Source organism: Streptomyces sp. NPDC029292 (genome assembly GCF_055569295.1).
Map to the genome: position 1 here is coordinate 460,815 of NZ_JBVHXR010000002.1, position 18,220 is coordinate 479,034.

The window sequence follows — 18,220 nt, forward strand, 5'->3', positions numbered from 1 at the left end:
TCGTCATGTCGTAGTCGTCCCGCTCGTAGTCCTGCTCCTGGGAGAAACCGCAGTGACCACACTCACCAAGCCGGAGGACTCCCCGGCGCCCACCGGATCCGACGCGTTCCTCTCGGTCCGCGACCTGCATGTGCGGTTCTCCACGGAGGACGGCGTCGTCAAGGCGGTCGACGGCATCTCCTTCGACCTGGAGCGCGGTACGACACTCGGCATCGTCGGTGAGTCCGGGTCCGGGAAGTCCGTCACCAACCTGACCGTCCTCGGCCTGCACAACCCGATGACGACCACGATCGACGGCGAGATCATCCTCGACGGCAAGGAGCTGATCACCGCCACGGAGGCCGAGCTGGAGAAGCTCCGCGGCAACAAGATGGCGATGATCTTCCAGGACGCGCTGACCGCGCTGTCGCCGTACCACACCGTGGGCCGGCAGATCGGCGAGCCGTTCCGCAAGCACACCGGGGCCTCCAAGAAGGAGGCGCGGGACCGGGCGATCGAGATGCTGGCGAAGGTCGGCATCCCGCACCCCAAACAGCGCGTGGACGACTACCCGCACCAGTTCTCCGGCGGTATGCGCCAGCGCGCGATGATCGCGATGTCCCTGGTCTGCAACCCGGACCTGCTGATCGCCGACGAGCCCACGACGGCCCTCGACGTGACCGTGCAGGCGCAGATCCTGGACCTCCTGAAGGATCTCCAGCAGGAGTTCGGCTCCGCGATCATCATGATCACTCACGATCTCGGGGTGGTCGCGAACATGGCGGACAACCTCCTCGTGATGTACGCGGGACGGGCGGTGGAGCGCGGCACCGTCCGTGAGGTGCTCAAATCTCCCGGGCACCCGTACACCTGGGGCCTGCTGACCTCCATGCCGCGCCTTTCGGCGGACGTGGACGAGCCGCTGACGCCCATTCCGGGCGCGCCCCCGTCGTTGTTGAACCCGCCCTCGGGGTGCCCGTTCCATCCGCGGTGCGCCTTCCGGAGCGAGGTCGAGGGCTCCGACCGGTGTGTGGACGTACGGCCCGAACTGCCGGTGGGGCGTGGCGCGGCCTGCCATCTGACGCCGGATCAAAAAAACCGCATCTTCACCGAGACGATTCGGCCCAGGCTGGGCTGAGGGGACTGACTGTGAGCGACGAGAAGACCGCGGTGGTGACCGACGCGATCCCCGGGCAGCGGGACGCGGACCCGGCCGAACCGCTGATGCGGGTACGCGACTTGACGAAGTACTTCCCGGTGAAGGGAGGCTTCCCGATCCGCCGTACGGTCGGCGCGGTGCAGGCCGTGGACGGCGTCTCCTTCGACGTCTTCCCCGGCGAGAGCCTGGGCCTGGTGGGCGAGTCGGGCTGCGGCAAGTCCACCACGGGACGGCTGCTGACCCGGCTGCTCGAGCCGACGCAGGGCACGATCTCCTACCGCGGAAAGGACATCAGCCGCTCCACCCGGCGCCAGCTGTCCCCGATCCGCTCCGAGATCCAGATGATCTTCCAGGATCCGTACGCGTCCCTGAACCCCCGTCAGACGGTCGGCACGATCATCAACTCCCCGATGGAGATCAACGGCATCCATCCGCCCGGCGGCCGCGAGGCCCGTGTACGCGAACTCCTGGAGACCGTCGGCCTCAACCCCGAGCACTACAACCGCTTCCCGCACGAGTTCTCCGGCGGCCAGCGGCAGCGCATCGGGGTGGCCCGTGCGCTGGCGCTGTCGCCGAAGCTGATCGTGGCGGACGAACCGGTCTCCGCCCTCGATGTCTCCATCCAGGCGCAGGTCGTGAACCTGCTCCAGGAGGTCCAGCGGGAGATGGGCATCGCGTTCGTCTTCATCGCCCACGACCTGGCGATCGTGCGGCACTTCTCGCAGCGTGTCGCGGTCATGTACCTCGGCAAGATCGTGGAGATCGCCGACCGTGCGTCGCTGTACACCGGACCCCGCCACCCCTACACCCACGCGCTGATGTCGGCCGTACCGGAAGCGGACATCGACGCCGAGAAGAAGGAACGCATCCGCCTCCAGGGCGACGTCCCGTCCCCCATCTCCCCGCCGTCCGGCTGCCGCTTCCGTACACGCTGCTGGAAGGCGCAGGACAAGTGTGCGCAGGAGGAACCGCCGCTGATCCGTCTTTCGGGCAACGCCGAGGGTCATTTGACGGCCTGTCACTTCCCGGAGGATCCGACGATCGAGGCCCGTGCCGAGGACATCGTGCTGGACCCGGCGCTGGCGGCGCTGGAGGAGGGCATCGCGGACAGCTAGGACCTGTCCGGGGCCGCGTGTCCGGCCTGATCCGCTGATCCGCCGGACAGGCCTCAGGCCCTGTTGGGCCGGGCCACCGTGACGATCTCGGAGGAGGCGGGGGTGAACGGCCCCCGCCCCCAGCCCCCGTACCGCTCGTGCACGCAGAGCCCGGCCTCGCCGAGGAACCGCGACAGGGCGTCCGGGCCCAGGAACCGCAGCGTGCTGCGACTGACCCGGGGCCGGTCCCACGCCGGGTGTTCGAACGTCTCGGTGAACGTCACGCGGTCCCCGGCGACGGGTGTCTCGACCTCGTGCCAGACACGTACAAGAGCGCCGTCGGAGCCGGTGACCTCGCGCACGTGCTCCGGGGTCCAGCTCTCCCAGGCGCGGGCGGCCGGGTTCCGCGTCTCGAAGACGAACCGCCCGCCGTCGCTGAGCGCGTCGCGTATCGCGCCCAGCGACGCCCGTAACTCCTCGTCCCCGAGCAGTACTTGAAAGGCGTGCCCGGTCATCACGACGAGGTCGAACTCCCGCTCCCAGCGCGCCGAGGCGAGATCTCCGAGCACCCACTCGACGGCGGCCCGCCGCCGCGCCTGCACGAGCATGGCCGCGGCGGGATCGAGCCCGCACAACCGCCCCGCGTGCCCCGCCTCCCGGGCTCGCGCCAACAGCCGCCCCGTCCCGCACCCGACATCGAGCACGGACCGCGCGGACATCACCAGGTCCAGGTAGAAGTCGTCACTCGGACCCCATGGATTGAGGGCGTCGTACAGGGCGGCGAGCGAGACATCACTGAACGAATGATCAGCCATCGCAGCAGTGTCTCAGCCCGTAGGCTCCGCCGAACCAGTGATCGGGAAGGAATCCGGTGTGCCTTAATCGCTCGACACCGAACGGGCGGACGGGGATGCTTCCCCCGATGACTCGAACTGACACGCCTCCCGCCTGGGACGAGCGCACCCAGCTGACCACCTTCCTCGACTACGTCCGCGACACGGCTCGTGCCAAGTGCGACGGTGTCTCGGCGGAGGACGCCCGCAAGGCCCCGCTGCCCGGCTCCCCGCTGATGACCCTGTGCGGACTGATCAGCCATCTGCGCTGGGTCGAGTACTCCTGGTTCCAGGTGGTGTTCCTCGGCGAGGAGGACGAAGGGCCCTGGACGGACGAGGATCCCGACCGCGAGATGCGCATCGCCGTCGACGTGCCGCTGGCGGACCTGCTGTCCCAGTACGAGGAACAGAGCGCCCGCTACGGGAAGTTGATCGCCGAGCACTCGCTGGACGACAAGGCCGAGCGGCCCATCCGTGACGGCCGCCACGTCGACCTCCGCTGGATCATCCTCCACCTCATCGAGGAGACGGCCCGCCACAACGGCCACCTCGACATCCTGCGCGAACTGGCCGACGGCCGGACGGGCGCCTAGACCATGGCAGAGGCAGGGCCGTTGAATCCCACCATCCGCACCATCACCTTCGACTGCACCGGTGACCCGTACGACCTCGGGCTGTTCTGGAGCGAGTTGCTCGGGCGGCCACTGGACGAGGACGACAAGCCCGGGGATCCTGAGGCGGTTCTGCGGGACCCGGGCGGCGGCCCGACGCTGCTCTTCGTGCACGTCCCGGAGGGCAAGTCGGCCAAGAACCGCATCCACCTCGACCTTCAGCCCCAGGGACGCACCCGCGCGGCGGAGGTCGAGCGCGCGCTCGGGCTCGGCGCCCGCCAGATCGCGGACCACACCCGCCCGGACGGCGGCGGCTGGGTCATCCTGGCGGACCTCGAGGGGAACGAATTCTGTGTGGAGCGCGGCGAGTTGGGCTGAGCGACGGTGCTGAGCCCGGAGAAGGTGACGCCGGGCGGCGTCGACGCGGCGACTCCCGCCTCACGGTGACCTGGGTCGAGGGGGAGGGCGGACCCGAGGAGTTCTATCTGCGGCTCGGGTTCCGCCGTGCGGGAGAGACGAGCGGGGACCAGGTCGTGGGGGAACTGGACCTGTCCGCGGTCTGATCCCGAGCAGGAGAGAGTCTGAGCCCACGCAGGAGAGAGAAGGCCCGCGCACCCTTGAAGGGTGCACGGGCCTTCGTGCTGTCTGCTGTCTGCTGTCGCACGAAAGTCACCTGTAACATCCTCGGCCCCTCAGGCGTGTTCAAGTCAGCGGGAACGACGGGGAGAGTGATCGCACCCGCCGGGAAGCGATGACGAGAAGTGCTGACGAGAAGCATGACGAACGGGGAGAGATGGCGACGCAGTCGGAGGATTTCGACGCGTTCTACACCGCCACGGCCAAGCGCCTGGTCGCCACGGTCTATGCGATGACCGGCGACGTGGCGGAGGCCGAGGACGCCGTGCAGGAGGCGTACATACGCGCGTGGCAGAGATGGGACCGGCTGACCCGGGACGACGAGGACCCGCTGCCGTGGGTGCGGACCGTCGCGATGCGGCTGGCGATCAGCACCTGGCGCAGGACGCGCGGTCGGCTGCGCGCCCAGTTCCGACACGGCCCGCAGGCCGACGTGCCCGAACTGTCCGCGGACCGCGTGGCGTTGATGAACGCCCTGCGTGAGCTGAACCCGGAGCAGCGCCAGGTGGTCGTCCTGCACCATCTCCTGGACCTGCCCGTGGAGCAGGTCGCGCGCGAGACCGGTGCGTCCAGCGGCGCGGTCCGCACCCGGCTGAGCCGGGCCCGCAAGACCCTGGGCGCACGGCTCGCCGAGCCCACCGTTTTCACCACCGAGGGGGTGGCCCAGCATGGCTGAGGTCGAGGAACTGCTGGATGACGTGGTGCTGAACCTGCCCCCGGCCACAACACTGCGCGCCCGGGGAAACCAGCGGCGCAACCGGCGGCGCGCAGGCGCGGTGGCAGCCGTCGTCGCGGCGATCGTGGCGGGGACGTCGTGGGCGGCGCTGCCCGGGGACGGATCGCGTCCCGCTCGCCCTGAGAAGACACCGACGGCCTCCCCCTCGATCGAGGGGGACTACAGCCCGTACAAGAAGGGCGACACCCTCGAGTTGCGGAGGGCCGAGCAACTGCCGTGGAACGGGACGTGGCACTGGCAGACGCAGGACGTGCCGTCGAACGACACCGACGCTTCGCTGTCGAGGGTGATGGTCTGCGACGGGTGGGCCGGGTCCGACAAGTACTCCGGCTGGCGGTACACCTTTGAGTACAAGGGCAGCCGGGACGCCGTGGCCTGGCAGCGTTACGCGGACCTCGACGGCACGGGCACAGTCGACGCCCTGCTCAAGGACCTGCACGAAACCCTGTCCACCTGTGGTCTCAAGCCCACGGGCACAGCGCCGAACACCTACGTGGGCACGGGCGAGGACGGCCGGGACCGCCGTGTCTCGATCGAGCACGGCAAACAATGGATCCTGGTGGTCGAGGTACGCGCGGGCCGGCCCGCCCGGGGCTGAACATTTCCTCGAAGAATTCCACGGGGCCAAGAAGAAGTACTGCTGACGCGCACCGGCAGGGCGAAGGCCCGTGTCCTCCTCAGGAGGGCACGGGCCTTCTGTTCCCCGGGAACCGGACGTTCGGGCTCGGGTCAATGGGCCGGCGAAAGTCGGGTCCCGCCGGTCACGGGCTGACGGTAAAGGGGTGTGTCAGGCCGTGACCTCGGGGTCTTTGGAGAGGCGGGGAGCCGGAACGGTCTCCTTGACCTCCGGGTAGTGGCACGCCGTCAGGTGACCCTCGGTGTTGCCCTCGACGTGCACCAGCGGCGGGGCCTCCGTCGCGCACTTCTCCGTCGCCTTCCAGCAGCGGGTGCGGAAGCGGCAGCCGGACGGCGGGTTGATGGGTGAGGGCACGTCGCCGGTGAGGCGGATGCGGTCGCGGGCCGGGGTGTCGTCCGCGGTCGCCTCGGGGACGGCGGAGAGCAGGGCGCGCGTGTAGGGGTGGCGCGGGTTCGCGTACAGGTCCTCGCGGTCGGCGATCTCGACGATCTTGCCGAGGTACATGACCGCGACGCGCTGCGAGAAGTGCCGCACGATCGCCAGGTCGTGGGCGATGAAGACGAAGGCGATGCCCAGGTCCCGCTGGAGCTCCTGGAGCAGGTTGACGACCTGCGCCTGGATCGAGACGTCCAGCGCGGAGACCGGCTCGTCCGCCACGATCAGCTTCGGCTCCAGGGCCAGCGCGCGGGCCACCCCGATGCGCTGGCGCTGGCCGCCGGAGAACTCGTGCGGGAAGCGGTTGTAGTGCTCGGGGTTGAGACCGACGGTCTCCAGCAGCTCGCGCACGCGGTTCTCGCGCCCGCCCGCCGGGTTGATGTTGTTGACCTCCATCGGACCCGAGATGATCTTTCCGACCGTGTGCCTCGGGTTCAGCGAGGCGTACGGGTCCTGGAAGATCATCTGGATCTCGGAGCGGACCGGCGCCAGCTGCCTGCGGTCCGCGTGCGTGATGTCCTTGCCGCGGTACAGGATCTGGCCCGCCGTCGGCTCCAGGAGCCGGGTGATCAGCCGGCCTGTCGTCGACTTGCCACAGCCGGACTCACCGACGAGACCCAGGCTCTCGCCCTCGGCGACCTGGAAGTCCAGACCGTCGACGGCCTGGACCGCGCCGACCGTACGCCGGATGGGGAAGCCGCCCTTGATCGGGAAGTGTTTGGTGAGCCCGGAGACGTCCAGGAGGGGAGTGGTGATGCCCATGGTGGTGAATTCCCGTCTTGTGTACGTCAGTTGGCCCGGCTGCCGGCGAAGTCGGCGAAGAAGTCGCGGCGCTGGTCGGCGGTCAGGTGGCAGGCGGAGCCGCGTCCGTCCGTGAGCTGGAGCAGGGGGCGCTCGGAGGAGCAGAGCCCGTCCTTGACCTTCTCGGTGAAGCTGCACCGGGGGTGGAACCGGCAGCCGGACGGCGGGTTCAGCAGCGAGGGCGGCGAGCCCGGGATCGGCGACAGCGGTACGTCGACCGGCCCCTCCAGGCTCGGCATCGAGCCGAGCAGACCCCAGGTGTACGGGTGCTGCGGCGCGCGCAGCACCTCCTTCTTCGTCCCGCGCTCCACGCACCGGCCGCCGTACATCACCAGCACCTCGTCCGCGATGTCGGCGATGACACCGAGGTCGTGGGTGATGAAGATGATCGCCGTGCCGAACTCCTGCTGGAGGTCCTTGAGCAGGTCCATGATCTGCGCCTGCACGGTGACGTCCAGGGCGGTCGTCGGCTCGTCCGCGATCAGCAGCTCGGGGTCGCAGACCAGCGCCATGGCGATCATCGCGCGCTGGCGCATACCGCCGGAGAACTGGTGCGGGTAGTCGTCGACGCGCACGTCCGGCTGCGGGATGCCGACGCGGGTCAGCATCTCGATGGCCCGCTCCCGGGCCTCCTTCTTGGAGCAGCCGGTGTGCTTGCGGTAGGTCTCGCCGATCTGCTTGCCGATGGTGTGGTACGGCGACAGGGAGGTCAGCGCGTCCTGGAAGATCATCGACATCTTGTTGCCGCGCAGCTTCTCCAGAGTCTTCTCCGAAGCGCCGTTCAGCTCCTGGCCGTCGAGGGTGATGGAGCCCTCGACGGTCGTGCTGTCCGGGTTGTGCAGCCCCAGGATGGTCAGGTTGGTGACCGACTTGCCGGACCCCGACTCACCCACGATGCCCAGCGTCTTGCCGCGTACGAGGTCGAACGAGAGACCGTCGACGGCCTTGACGGTGCCGTCCTCGGTCGAGAAGTGCACCTTCAAGTCCTTGACGGACAGGAAGGGCTGCTGGTCGGTGCTCGTCACGGGGACGCTCCTGAGGGGGTGATGCGGGGTAGCTGGTGGGGGCGGCGGATCAGGCGAGCCGGATACGCGGGTCGATCAGGGCGTACAGGGCATCCACGATGATGTTGGCGATCACCACGAAGGATGCGGTGATCACCATGATGCCGAGCAGCATGGGCAGGTCGTTCGTCAGCACGGACTTGACGGAGAGCATGCCGATGCCCTGAAGACTGAAGGTCTTCTCGGTGATCATCGCGCCGCCGAGCAGGACGCCGAGGTCGATGCCGAAGATGGTGACGATCGGTCCCATCGCGCCGCGCCAGGCGAAGCGGAAGAAGACGTTTCTGCTGGAGAGCCCCTTGGCGCGGGCGGTGCGGACGTAGTCCTCGCTGAGCGTCTCGACCAGTTGGGAGCGCGTCATGCGGGTGTAGTTCGCGGTCCAGATCAGCGCCAGGACCAGCCAGGGAAGCAGCAGTCCGTTGGCCCACTCGGCCGGGTTCTTGGTGAAGTCCGTGTACGAGGGCTGGTCCAGGATGTGCCACTGGTACACGAAGAAGTACAGGGCCAGCGTGCCCACGAAGTAGATCTGCATCGACGAGGCGATCAGCGAGGCGCTGCTGGCGATCTTGTCGAGCGCCTTTCCCTGCTTGACGGCGGCGATCATGCCGGCGCCGATACCGCCGATGAGGAACACCACGGACGAGCCGAGGGCGAGCGAGATGGTCGTCGGGAACCGGTCCATGATCGTGGCGAGGACCGGCTCGCGGTTGACGAACGAGTAGCCCAGGCACGGCGCGTTGCAGTGGCCGTAGGACGTGAAGTCCCGGCCGAGGAAGATGCCCGTCAGCCAGTGCCAGTACTGCAGGGGCAGCGGGTCCGTGATCCCCATGTTGTGGCGGATCAGCTCGAGCGTCTCCGGGGTGCAGAGCTTGCCGCAGGCCATCCGGGCCGGATCGCGCGGCACCGCGTAGAAGAGCATGAACGTGACGGCGCTGATGATCACCAGCGTTATCACGGCGCCGAGGATGCGGCGGACGAGGAAGCGAAGCATGGGAGTGGCTTTCCTGGGATGGGCCGTCGTGCGGAGCGAGTTCGGACCGGGTGTGACGAGAGGCCACGGAAGGCGGGGCCGAGGGTGGGGCGGCTCGCGCCGCCCCACCCATCAGGTGTGGATCAGGACTTGACGTACATCTTGTAGAGCATGCAACCGTCGAAGTTCGGGTCCATCTTCACGTTGCCGAGCTTGGAACCGTGCAGGTAGATACGGCGCATGTAGACGTCGGGGATGAACGACGCCGTCTCCGTGACCTGCTTGTCCAGGGCCGCCCACATCTTGTTGGCCTTGGTCTGGTCCGTCTCGGCCGTGGCGGCCTTGATGGCGGCGTCGACGGCCGGGTCCTTGAGGTGCGAGTAGTTCGAACCGCCGTCGGTGATGCCCTTGCTGTCGAACAGCGGCTGGAAGACCGAGTAACCGGTCGGCCAGTCGGCGGACCAGCCACCCCAGTACACGTCGTACGGGTTGGCGACCTTGCCGGTCTGGTCGTACCAGGTCGTCGAGTCGATGCCCTTGGTGACCACGTCGAAGCCGGCCGCCTTGAGGGCCTGCTCGATGACGACCTTGATCTTCGACTGGGTGTCGTCCTGCTGGTAGGCGTAGACGATCTTCTGACCGGTCTTGCCGGCCTTCGCGAGGATCTTCTTCGCGGCAGCCGGGTCGCCCGCCGGGGTCTTCAGCTTGCCCCAGACGTCCTGCGACTCGTAGCCGGCGACGAGCGGGCTCATGATGCCGGTGGCGTAGTCACCACGCACCGAGCCGCCCTGCAGCTGGCGGATCGCGGCGGTCGGCCAGGCCTTGATGATGGCCTCGCGGACGGACTTGTCCGTGATCCGGGTCGTGTTGATCCAGTAGACGCTGACGCCGCTGCCGAGCTCCTCGAAGATGCGGTCCTTGGCCGTCGACTGCGCCTTGGCGATGCGCTCCTGGGGGATCGTGCGCCAGGACACGGCGTACTGGTCCTTGCCGGAGTCGGCCAGCAGGCGGTCGATGGCGGTGAGCTGCTCGATGCCGAAGCTGAAGTCGAACTCGTCCGGGTAGGCGTTGCGGATCGGGTCGGTGGCCGCGTCCCAGTGCTCGTTGCGGACCAGGACCATCGACTTGTCGGTGACGTGCGACTTCACCCGGTAAGGACCGTTGGAGAGCGGCTTCTTGTCGTAGTCCTCCTTGGTGTCCTTCTTCACCGTGGTCGGCGCGTACGTGCTCATCGCGACGACGTAGTTGAAGTCGGGGCGCGCCTCGGAGAGGTGGAACGTGACCGTCTTGCCGCTGGTCTCGATCGACTTCAGGTGCTTGCCCTTGTACGGGCCCGAGTAGGACTTGCGGTAGTCCTGCGAGCCTGTCAGCCACTGCTGGACGTACATGGCGCCCTCAGTGATGTAGCTGGCGAAGGCGCGCTCGATGCCGTGCCGGACGTCGTCGACGGTGACGTCGGTGCCGTCCTCCCACTTGACGCCGTCCTTCAGGGTGAAGGCCCAGGTCTTGCCGCCGTCCGACATGGTGCCCGTGTCGGTGGCGAGGTCGCCGACCAGGGTCATGGTGCCGTCGTCGGCGACCTTGTAGCCGGTCAGGGCGCGGTTGAGCACGATCGACGCGAGCGAGTTCCACGCGTAGTAGATGCGCTGCGGGTCGAGGTGCGACTCGTCGTCGTCGTTCAGCAGGTAGACGGTGCCGCCCTTGGTGGCGCCGGAAACCTCGGGGGCCGGACCGGTGGAGTCGGCCTTGGTGCCGATCTTGACCACCGTGGTGTCTGCCTTGGCGGCGCCCTGCTTGCCGCCGGTGCCACCGCTGCTGCCGGAGTTGCCGCTGCTGCACGCGGTCAGCACCGAGCCCGCCGCGGCCGCAACACCGGTGGCGATCAGGAAGTTTCTACGCGAAAACGACATCGCATCCTGCCTTGAGTGAGTGTGATGAGAGAAGCCGGCACCCGGCATCGTTGCCGTGGTCCTGAAGAGCCGGAGTCAGCGCTTGGTCTTCGGGTCGAGCGCGTCGCGCATCGAGTCGCCGAGGAGGTTGAACGCCAGGACGAAGATCACCATGGTCAGACCGGGGAAGAGCAGGAAGGTGATGTCGTCCTGGTAGATCGAGGCGGCGCGTCCGATCATGACGCCCCAGTCGGGGGTCGGGTCCTGGATGCCGACACCGAGGAAGGCGAGACCCGCCTCCGTGGTGACCATCAGCGGCAGGTTGAGCGTTGCCTGGATCAGGATCGGGGTCCAGAGGTTGGGCAGCAGCTCCTTGAAGATGATGCGTGCCGGAGACGCGCCCGTGACCTTGGCGGCCTCGACGAACTCCCGCTCGCGCAGGGCCAGTACCTGGCCGCGCAGCAGTCGGGCGATGGAGGCCCAGCCGAAGACGGTGAGGATGCCGATGAGGCAGACCACGGTGAGCCAGACCGGCGTGTTCTCGTCGGCGGAGACGAACAGCGCCAGCACCACGGGGGTGAACGCGACGAAGAACAGCTGGGAGGGGAAGGCGAGCAGGATGTCGATGACCCGGCCGATGAACCAGTCGGTCTTGCCGCCCAGATAGCCCGCGGTGATGCCCACCGCCACACCGATGATCACGACGAGGACCGTGACCGCCGCGGCGATCAGCAGCGAGTTGCGGATCCCGTAGAGCAGGAAGGTGAAGACGTCCCGGCCGAGCTGGGGCTCGATGCCGAACCAGTAGTCGCTGCTGATGCCGCCGTTGGGGGCCACCGGCAGGCTGTTGTCGGCGAGCAGGCCGGGGATGTTGATGCCATATGTCGTGTACGGGTCCTTGCCGTACAGCTTGGCTATGAGCGGAGCGGCGATCGCGATCACGAAGAAGAAGATCACGATGCACGCCGATATGACGCCCGTGCGATCCCGTTTGAAGCGGAGCCATGCGAGCTGTCCCGGGGACCGGCTCTCGTTGGCCTTGGTGGCGGGAGAGGGCGCCGATTTCTCGACGCTCTCGTCGGTCACCTCAAGCGGGGCGGCCGCGGAAGGAGTAGGGGGGGTCATGGTGCTCCAGGCCCGAAGGACGTCAAGGGCTCCGCAGGGCGCTCCCTACGGGCTACGCCGGACTTTTTCAACGCAATTCATTCAAGGTCAATAAATTCTCGGTCGCCTTGGGTTTCTCTTTACCTTCTTTGCCTGGACTTGACCTTAGCGTAACTACGCGTGTAGCGCACTGTGGCCGTTCTGTGTCCGGAATCGGACCAACTGCGCTAATCGGGCAAGGAGTTCGATAAGCGGACGCCAGAGTCTCGGAATGCGTACATCCGGTGCACTCAATCCAACGGTTGCGCATCGAACGGCAAAGATCCATTGCGTCCGGGATCCGGAGTGTCCGCATCCGAATCATCTGGATGACATTGGCACCCGGAAGGGTGGAGTGAATGTGCGATGCGCCCTGTATGCCCCGATATTGGGCGCTAAAGGTACAGCGCACCGGAGCCGGAGTCCGACGCCCCGGCGCCGGCGGCACAGCGCACTCTTGAGGAGGCACTCCATGCGTGGAGCCACGCACGCCAAATGGGCCGCATGCGCGGCGGTGGTAGCCCTCGCGGCAACCGCCTGCGGGGGCGGAGGGAGCAGCGGCGGTGGCGGCAACGGCTCCGGGATCGTCTCCTCCTCCTGGGGGGACCCGCAGAACCCGCTGGAACCGGCCAACACCAACGAGGTGCAGGGCGGCAAGGTCCTCGACATGCTCTTCCGCGGCCTGAAGCGCTACGACGCCAAGACCGGCGCGGCCGAGGACATGCTCGCCGACAAGATCGATACGTCCGACTCGCAGAACTTCACGATCACGATCAAGGACGGCTGGAAATTCAGCAATGGCGAGGCCGTCACCGCGAAGTCCTTCGTCGACGCGTGGAACTACGGGGCCAGCCTCAAGAACAACCAGAAGAACGCGTACTTCTTCGGATACATCGAGGGATACGACAAGGTCCACCCCGACGCCGGGACGCAGAGCGCCGACACTCTCTCCGGGCTCAAGGTGACGGGCACGGACACCTTCACCGTCAAGCTCAACCAGAAGTTCTCGACGTTCCCCGACACCCTCGGCTATGTGGCGTACGCGCCGCTGCCCACGGCGTTCTTCGACGACCACGCGGCCTGGGTGAAGAAGCCGGTCGGGAACGGGCCGTACACCATCGACTCCTACACCAAGGGCTCGGTGATGTCCCTGCGGAAGTGGGACGGCTACTCCGGCGACGACAAGGCGCAGAACGATGGCGTGGACCTCAAGGTCTACACCGACAACAACACGGCCTACACCGACCTGCTGGCCGGCAACCTCGACCTTGTCGACGACGTGCCCGCCTCTCAGCTCAAGAACGTGAAGAGCGACCTCGGTGATCGCTACATCAATACACCGGCCGGCATCATCCAGACGCTCGCTTTCCCGTTCTATGACAAGAACTGGGACACGAGCGGGGCGGTGAAGGTCCGCCAGGGCCTGTCCATGGCGATCAACCGCGACCAGATCACCAACACGATCTTCCAGAAGACCCGCACCCCGGCCACCGACTGGACCTCACCGGTGCTCGGCACGGACGGCGGCTTCCAGGACGGGCTGTGCGGCGACTCCTGCACGTACGACCCCGCGCAGGCGAAGAAGCTGATCCAGGAGGGCGGCGGCCTGCCCGGCGGGCAGATCAAGCTCTCGTACAACGCGGACACCGGCTCGCACAAGGAGTGGATCGACGCCGTCTGCAACTCCATCAACAACGCGCTCGGCAACGACAAGGCCTGCGTCGGCAACCCGATCGGCACCTTCGCCGACTTCCGCAACCAGATCGGCCGGCACAAGATGCCGGGTCCGTTCCGGGCCGGCTGGCAGATGGACTACCCGCTGATCCAGAACTTCCTCCAGCCGCTGTACTACACCAACGCCTCCTCCAACGACGGCAAGTGGTCCAACAAGGACTTCGACAAGCTCGTCGACCAGGCGAACGCCGAGACCGACCGGGCCAAGGCCGTCAAGCTCTTCCAGCAGGCCGAGGGCGTCGTACGGGACAACATGGCCGCCATCCCCCTCTGGTACCAGAACGGCAGCGCAGGCTACTCGGACAAGATCTCCAACGTGGCGCTCAACCAGTTCAGCGTCCCCGTCTACAACGAGATCACGGTCAGCTGAGCCGCGGGGACAGCCGTTCACCACGGCTGTCCCACTACCTCCGGAGCCCTCATGGGACGGTACGTAATCCGGCGTCTGCTGCAGATGATCCCGGTCTTCATCGGCGCCACACTGCTGATCTTCCTGATGGTGAACGTGATGGGCGACCCCATCGCGGGCCTGTGCGGCGACAAGCAGTGCGACCCCGCCACGGCCGCCCAGCTGCGCAAGGAGTTCGGCCTCGACAAGCCCGTGTGGCAGCAATACCTGACCTACATGGGCAACGTCTTCACCGGCGACTTCGGCACCGCCTTCAACGGGCAGGAGGTCACCGAACTGATGAAGACCGCCTTCCCGGTCACCATCCGGCTGACGATCGTCGCGATCCTCTTCGAGATCGTCATCGGCATCGTGCTCGGCGTCATCACCGGCCTGCGCCGCGGGCGGCCCGTCGACACCGGCGTCCTGCTGCTCACCCTCGTCGTCATCTCGGTGCCGACCTTCGTCACCGGTCTGCTGCTCCAGCTGCTGCTCGGCGTCGAGTGGGGCTGGATCAAACCGTCCGTCTCCACGGACGCCACGATCGGCGAACTGATCGTGCCGGGCCTGGTCCTGGCCTCCATCTCCCTCGCCTACGTGACCCGGCTGACCCGGACCTCCATCGCGGAGAACAAACGGTCCGACTACGTCCGTACGGCCATCGCCAAGGGCCTGCCCCGGCACCGGGTGATCACCAAGCACCTGCTGCGCAACTCGCTGATCCCCGTGGTCACCTTCATCGGCACCGACATCGGTGCGCTGATGGGCGGCGCGATCGTCACCGAGCGGATCTTCAACATCCACGGCGTCGGCTATCAGCTCTATCAGGGCATCGTGCACCAGAACACCCAGACGGTCGTCGGGTTCGTGACCGTCCTCGTCCTCGTCTTCCTGGTCGCCAACCTGCTCGTCGACCTCCTCTACGCCGTACTCGACCCCAGGATCCGCTATGCCTGAGCAGCCGCCGTACGAGCCAGAGGCCATCGGGGGGCAGGGACCTGGGGGGCAGGCAGGTCCTCCCCCGGAGGACCTCGCCATCGCCCCGACCGGCATGGGGGGAACCATGGACCTCGGCACCAGCGAGGCGGAGACTCTGGAGCAGCATCCATCAGCCGCCTCCGGCGGACGGGCTCCGGGCGGACCGGAAGGCACGGGGCCGCAGGAGAAGCCCAGAAGCCTCTGGTCCGACGCCTGGCGCGACCTGCGGCGCAACCCCGTCTTCATCATCTCCGCGCTCGTCATCCTCTTCCTGGTCGTCATCTCCCTGTGGCCCTCGCTGATCGCCTCCCAGAACCCCCTCAAGTGCGACCTCGCCAAGGCTCAGGAGGGCTCCCAGCCCGGACACCCCTTCGGGTTCGACGGCCAGGGCTGCGACGTCTACACGCGGGTGGTGTACGGGACCCGCGTCTCGATCAGCGTCGGCGTCTGCGCCACCCTCGGCGTCGCGATCCTCGGCTCGGTGCTCGGCGGGCTCGCCGGGTTCTTCGGCAAGGCGGGGGACGCGGTTCTGTCCCGGATCACCGACATCTTCTTCGCCATCCCCGTCGTGCTCGGCGGTCTGGTCCTCCTCTCCGTGGTGACCAGCAATACGATCTGGCCGGTCATCGGGTTCATGGTGCTGCTCGGCTGGCCGCAGGTCTCCCGGATCGCCCGCGGCTCCGTCATCACCACCAAGCAGAACGACTACGTGCAGGCGGCCCGCGCGCTCGGTGCCTCCAACTCGCGGCTGATGCTGCGGCACATCACGCCCAACGCCGTCGCGCCGGTGATCGTCGTGTCGACGATCGCGCTCGGTACGTACATCTCCCTGGAGGCGACGCTCTCCTACCTCGGCGTCGGGCTGAAGCCGCCGACGGTCAGCTGGGGCATCGACATCTCCTCGGCCTCCGCCTACATCCGCAACGCCCCGCACATGCTGCTGTGGCCCGCCGGTGCCCTCGCGATCACCGTGCTCGCGTTCATCATGCTCGGCGACGCGGTGCGCGACGCCCTCGACCCGAAGCTGAGGTGACGGCCGTGCTGCTCGAAGTGCGCGATCTGCACGTGGAGTTCCGGACCAGGGACGGGGTCGCCAAGGCCGTCAACGGGGTCACCTACAGCGTGGACGAGGGCGAGACGCTCGCCGTGCTCGGCGAGTCCGGCTCCGGCAAGTCGGTGACCGCGCAGGCCGTGATGGGCATCCTCGACATGCCGCCCGGGAAGATCACCGCTGGCGAAGTCCTCTTCCAGGGCAAGGACTTGCTCAAGCTCAAGGAGGACGAGCGGCGCAAGGTGCGCGGCGCCGAGATGGCGATGATCTTCCAGGACGCGCTGTCCTCCCTGAACCCGGTGCTCAGCGTCGGCGACCAGCTCGGCGAGATGTTCACCGTGCACCGCGGGATGTCCCGCAAGGACGCCCGCGCCAAGTCGATCGAGCTGATGGACCGGGTACGGATCCCGGCCGCCGCCGACCGGGTGCGCGACTATCCGCACCAGTTCTCCGGCGGGATGCGCCAGCGCATCATGATCGCCATGGCGCTGGCCCTCGAACCCGCGCTGATCATCGCCGACGAACCCACCACCGCGCTCGACGTCACCGTCCAGGCCCAGGTCATGGACCTGCTCGCCGAGCTCCAGCGCGAGCTCAACATGGGGCTCATCCTCATCACCCATGACCTCGGCGTGGTCGCGGACGTCGCCGACAAGATCGCCGTGATGTACGCGGGCCGGATCGTCGAGTCGGCGCCGGTCCACGACATCTACAAAGCCCCGGCGCACCCCTATACGAAGGGGCTCCTGGAGTCGATCCCGCGGCTCGACCAGAAGGGCCAGGAGCTCTACGCCATCAAGGGCCTGCCGCCCAACCTGATGCACATCCCGCCGGGCTGCGCCTTCAACCCGCGCTGCCCGATGGCCCAGGACATCTGCCGGACCGACGTGCCGCCGCTGTTCGAGGTGGACGAGGAGCGCAGGAGCGCCTGCTTCTTCTGGAGGGAGTGCCGCGATGGCCGGGACAGCGACTGAGGCGAGTCGGGAGGGCTCGGTGCCTGAGGCGCTCCTGGAGGTCAGCGGGCTCGTCAAGCACTACCCGCTCACCCAGGGCATCCTCTTCAAGAAGCAGGTCGGCGCGGTCAAGGCCGTCGACGGCGTCGACTTCGTGCTGGGCCGGGGCGAGACCCTCGGCATCGTCGGCGAGTCCGGCTGCGGCAAGTCGACGGTCGCCAAGATGCTGGTCAACCTGGAGAAGCCGACGGCCGGGACGATCAAGTACAAGGGCGAGGACATCACCAAACTGTCGGGGCGTGCGCTGAAGGCAGTACGCCGCAACATCCAGATGGTCTTCCAGGACCCGTACACCTCGCTCAACCCCCGGATGACCGTCGGCGACATCATCGGGGAGCCGTACGAGATCCATCCCGAGGTCGCGCCGAAGGGCGACCGCCGGCGGAAGGTCCAGGACCTGCTGGACGTGGTCGGGCTCAACCCCGAGTACATCAACCGCTACCCGCACCAGTTCTCCGGCGGCCAGCGCCAGCGCATCGGCATCGCGCGGGGGCTGGCGCTGCGCCCCGAGATCATCGTCGCGGACGAGCCGGTCTCCGCGCTCGACGTCTCCGTGCAGGCCCAGGTGATCAACCTGCTGGACAGGCTCCAGGACGAGTTCGACCTGAGCTACGTCTTCATCGCGCACGACCTGTCGATCGTGCGGCACATCTCCGACCGGGTCGGTGTGATGTACCTCGGGCGGATCGTGGAGACCGGCAAGGACGCCGAGATCTACGACCACCCGACGCATCCTTATACACAGGCGCTGCTGTCCGCCGTGCCCGTCCCCGACCCCGAGGCCCGTGAGCACCGGGAGCGGATCATCCTCACCGGAGACGTGCCGTCCCCGGCGAACATCCCCTCCGGCTGCCGCTTCCGCACCCGCTGCTGGAAGGCGCAGGAGCGGTGCACGCTGGAGGTGCCGCTGCTCGCGGTGCCCGCGGAATTCCGCCTCACCGAGGGTCCGGCCGCGCACGACTCGGCCTGTCATTTCGCGGAGGAGAAGCGGGTCGTGCCGCAGGAGAAAGCGCCGGACGATCATGGTGACGAGCCAAAATAACCGCACAAATGCGCATCAACTGCGTTA

17 protein-coding genes and 1 pseudogene are annotated in these 18,220 nt (G+C 67.4%); 12 read left to right on the top strand and 6 right to left on the bottom strand.

The annotated features are described in order from the left end of the window. The first annotated feature begins 52 nt into the window (after positions 1-52). Positions 53-1,117, top strand: coding sequence for an ABC transporter ATP-binding protein (locus tag ACZ4WS_RS06955; RefSeq protein ID WP_467977887.1), 1,065 nt, complete (start codon positions 53-55; stop codon positions 1,115-1,117). 32 nt (positions 1,118-1,149) lie between these two features. Next, entirely contained in the window at positions 1,150-2,253 is a 1,104-nt protein-coding gene (locus ACZ4WS_RS06960) for an ABC transporter ATP-binding protein (RefSeq protein ID WP_467978335.1), read from the top strand. Positions 2,254-2,306: 53 nt separating this feature from the next. Here the strand turns inward: ACZ4WS_RS06960 and ACZ4WS_RS06965 are convergent, their stop codons facing one another. After that, complete coding sequence (locus tag ACZ4WS_RS06965) at positions 2,307-3,047, bottom strand: class I SAM-dependent methyltransferase (RefSeq protein WP_467977889.1); 741 nt, start codon at positions 3,045-3,047, stop codon at positions 2,307-2,309. Positions 3,048-3,154: 107 nt separating this feature from the next. Here ACZ4WS_RS06965 and ACZ4WS_RS06970 point away from each other — a divergent pair, with 107 nt between their 5' ends. The 5 genes and pseudogenes from ACZ4WS_RS06970 (at position 3,155) to ACZ4WS_RS06990 (ending at position 5,646) form a co-directional block, all read left to right on the top strand. Next, entirely contained in the window at positions 3,155-3,658 is a 504-nt protein-coding gene (locus ACZ4WS_RS06970) for a DinB family protein (protein ID WP_467977891.1), read from the top strand. A gap of 21 nt (positions 3,659-3,679) precedes the next feature. Continuing rightward, positions 3,680-4,054, top strand: a complete 375-nt coding sequence (locus tag ACZ4WS_RS06975) for a VOC family protein (protein ID WP_467977893.1) — start codon at positions 3,680-3,682, stop codon at positions 4,052-4,054. Positions 4,055-4,092: 38 nt separating this feature from the next. Then, a pseudogene (locus ACZ4WS_RS06980) lies at positions 4,093-4,239 on the top strand (GNAT family N-acetyltransferase); the annotation flags it as partial. A gap of 230 nt (positions 4,240-4,469) precedes the next feature. Further along, positions 4,470-4,988 carry a SigE family RNA polymerase sigma factor gene (locus ACZ4WS_RS06985; protein ID WP_467977894.1) on the top strand — a complete coding sequence of 173 codons (519 nt, stop codon included), beginning with the start codon at positions 4,470-4,472 and terminating at the stop codon, positions 4,986-4,988. After that, a complete protein-coding gene (locus tag ACZ4WS_RS06990) occupies positions 4,981-5,646 on the top strand; it encodes a hypothetical protein (RefSeq protein WP_467977896.1) in 666 nt (221 codons plus the stop codon). Before ACZ4WS_RS06985 ends, ACZ4WS_RS06990 begins: the two co-directional genes overlap by 8 nt. 189 nt (positions 5,647-5,835) lie before the next feature. Here ACZ4WS_RS06990 and ACZ4WS_RS06995 read toward each other — a convergent pair whose 3' ends face one another. The 5 genes from ACZ4WS_RS06995 to ACZ4WS_RS07015 all read right to left on the bottom strand — a co-directional run bounded on the left by ACZ4WS_RS06995 (position 5,836) and on the right by ACZ4WS_RS07015 (position 11,969). Then, positions 5,836-6,882 carry an ABC transporter ATP-binding protein gene (locus tag ACZ4WS_RS06995; RefSeq protein WP_467977898.1) on the bottom strand — a complete coding sequence of 349 codons (1,047 nt, stop codon included), beginning with the start codon at positions 6,880-6,882 and terminating at the stop codon, positions 5,836-5,838. 26 nt (positions 6,883-6,908) lie between these two features. Further along, a complete protein-coding gene (locus tag ACZ4WS_RS07000; RefSeq protein WP_467977899.1) occupies positions 6,909-7,946 on the bottom strand; it encodes an ABC transporter ATP-binding protein in 1,038 nt (345 codons plus the stop codon). Positions 7,947-7,995: 49 nt separating this feature from the next. Further along, on the bottom strand, positions 7,996-8,976 hold the full coding sequence (locus tag ACZ4WS_RS07005) for an ABC transporter permease (protein ID WP_467977901.1): 981 nt from the start codon (positions 8,974-8,976) through the stop codon (positions 7,996-7,998). A gap of 122 nt (positions 8,977-9,098) precedes the next feature. Further along, the gene (locus ACZ4WS_RS07010) at positions 9,099-10,865 is read right to left on the bottom strand and encodes an ABC transporter substrate-binding protein (RefSeq protein WP_467977903.1); all 1,767 of its coding nucleotides are present in this window, start codon (positions 10,863-10,865) and stop codon (positions 9,099-9,101) included. A gap of 75 nt (positions 10,866-10,940) precedes the next feature. After that, the gene (locus ACZ4WS_RS07015) at positions 10,941-11,969 is read right to left on the bottom strand and encodes an ABC transporter permease (protein ID WP_467977905.1); all 1,029 of its coding nucleotides are present in this window, start codon (positions 11,967-11,969) and stop codon (positions 10,941-10,943) included. Positions 11,970-12,459: 490 nt separating this feature from the next. Here ACZ4WS_RS07015 and ACZ4WS_RS07020 point away from each other — a divergent pair, with 490 nt between their 5' ends. From ACZ4WS_RS07020 to ACZ4WS_RS07040, 5 genes are read left to right on the top strand one after another with little or no spacing between them, the layout of a single operon-like run. Further along, positions 12,460-14,091: a peptide ABC transporter substrate-binding protein gene (locus ACZ4WS_RS07020; protein ID WP_467977906.1), complete on the top strand. Its 1,632-nt coding sequence runs from the start codon at positions 12,460-12,462 to the stop codon at positions 14,089-14,091. 51 nt (positions 14,092-14,142) lie between these two features. Further along, positions 14,143-15,066 carry an ABC transporter permease gene (locus tag ACZ4WS_RS07025; protein ID WP_467977908.1) on the top strand — a complete coding sequence of 308 codons (924 nt, stop codon included), beginning with the start codon at positions 14,143-14,145 and terminating at the stop codon, positions 15,064-15,066. After that, on the top strand, positions 15,059-16,120 hold the full coding sequence (locus tag ACZ4WS_RS07030; RefSeq protein ID WP_467977910.1) for an ABC transporter permease: 1,062 nt from the start codon (positions 15,059-15,061) through the stop codon (positions 16,118-16,120). The genes ACZ4WS_RS07025 and ACZ4WS_RS07030 overlap by 8 nt, the downstream gene beginning before the upstream one ends. Before the next feature lie 5 nt (positions 16,121-16,125). Beyond that, positions 16,126-17,112, top strand: a complete 987-nt coding sequence (locus ACZ4WS_RS07035; RefSeq protein ID WP_467977912.1) for an ABC transporter ATP-binding protein — start codon at positions 16,126-16,128, stop codon at positions 17,110-17,112. Beyond that, complete coding sequence (locus ACZ4WS_RS07040; RefSeq protein WP_467977914.1) at positions 17,093-18,193, top strand: ABC transporter ATP-binding protein; 1,101 nt, start codon at positions 17,093-17,095, stop codon at positions 18,191-18,193. Before ACZ4WS_RS07035 ends, ACZ4WS_RS07040 begins: the two co-directional genes overlap by 20 nt. Positions 18,194-18,220 lie beyond the last annotated feature (27 nt).

Coding starts and splice junctions, on each gene's coding strand:
- ACZ4WS_RS07005 (WP_467977901.1), bottom strand. CDS start 8,976: ATGCTTCGCTTCCTCGTCCGCCGCATCCTCGGCGCCGTGATAACGCTG.
- ACZ4WS_RS06990 (WP_467977896.1), top strand. CDS start 4,981: ATGGCTGAGGTCGAGGAACTGCTGGATGACGTGGTGCTGAACCTGCCC.
- ACZ4WS_RS07020 (WP_467977906.1), top strand. CDS start 12,460: ATGCGTGGAGCCACGCACGCCAAATGGGCCGCATGCGCGGCGGTGGTA.
- ACZ4WS_RS06965 (WP_467977889.1), bottom strand. CDS start 3,047: ATGGCTGATCATTCGTTCAGTGATGTCTCGCTCGCCGCCCTGTACGAC.
- ACZ4WS_RS06985 (WP_467977894.1), top strand. CDS start 4,470: ATGGCGACGCAGTCGGAGGATTTCGACGCGTTCTACACCGCCACGGCC.
- ACZ4WS_RS07015 (WP_467977905.1), bottom strand. CDS start 11,969: ATGACCCCCCCTACTCCTTCCGCGGCCGCCCCGCTTGAGGTGACCGAC.
- ACZ4WS_RS06995 (WP_467977898.1), bottom strand. CDS start 6,882: ATGGGCATCACCACTCCCCTCCTGGACGTCTCCGGGCTCACCAAACAC.
- ACZ4WS_RS07040 (WP_467977914.1), top strand. CDS start 17,093: ATGGCCGGGACAGCGACTGAGGCGAGTCGGGAGGGCTCGGTGCCTGAG.
- ACZ4WS_RS06970 (WP_467977891.1), top strand. CDS start 3,155: ATGACTCGAACTGACACGCCTCCCGCCTGGGACGAGCGCACCCAGCTG.
- ACZ4WS_RS07030 (WP_467977910.1), top strand. CDS start 15,059: ATGCCTGAGCAGCCGCCGTACGAGCCAGAGGCCATCGGGGGGCAGGGA.
- ACZ4WS_RS07010 (WP_467977903.1), bottom strand. CDS start 10,865: ATGTCGTTTTCGCGTAGAAACTTCCTGATCGCCACCGGTGTTGCGGCC.
- ACZ4WS_RS07025 (WP_467977908.1), top strand. CDS start 14,143: ATGGGACGGTACGTAATCCGGCGTCTGCTGCAGATGATCCCGGTCTTC.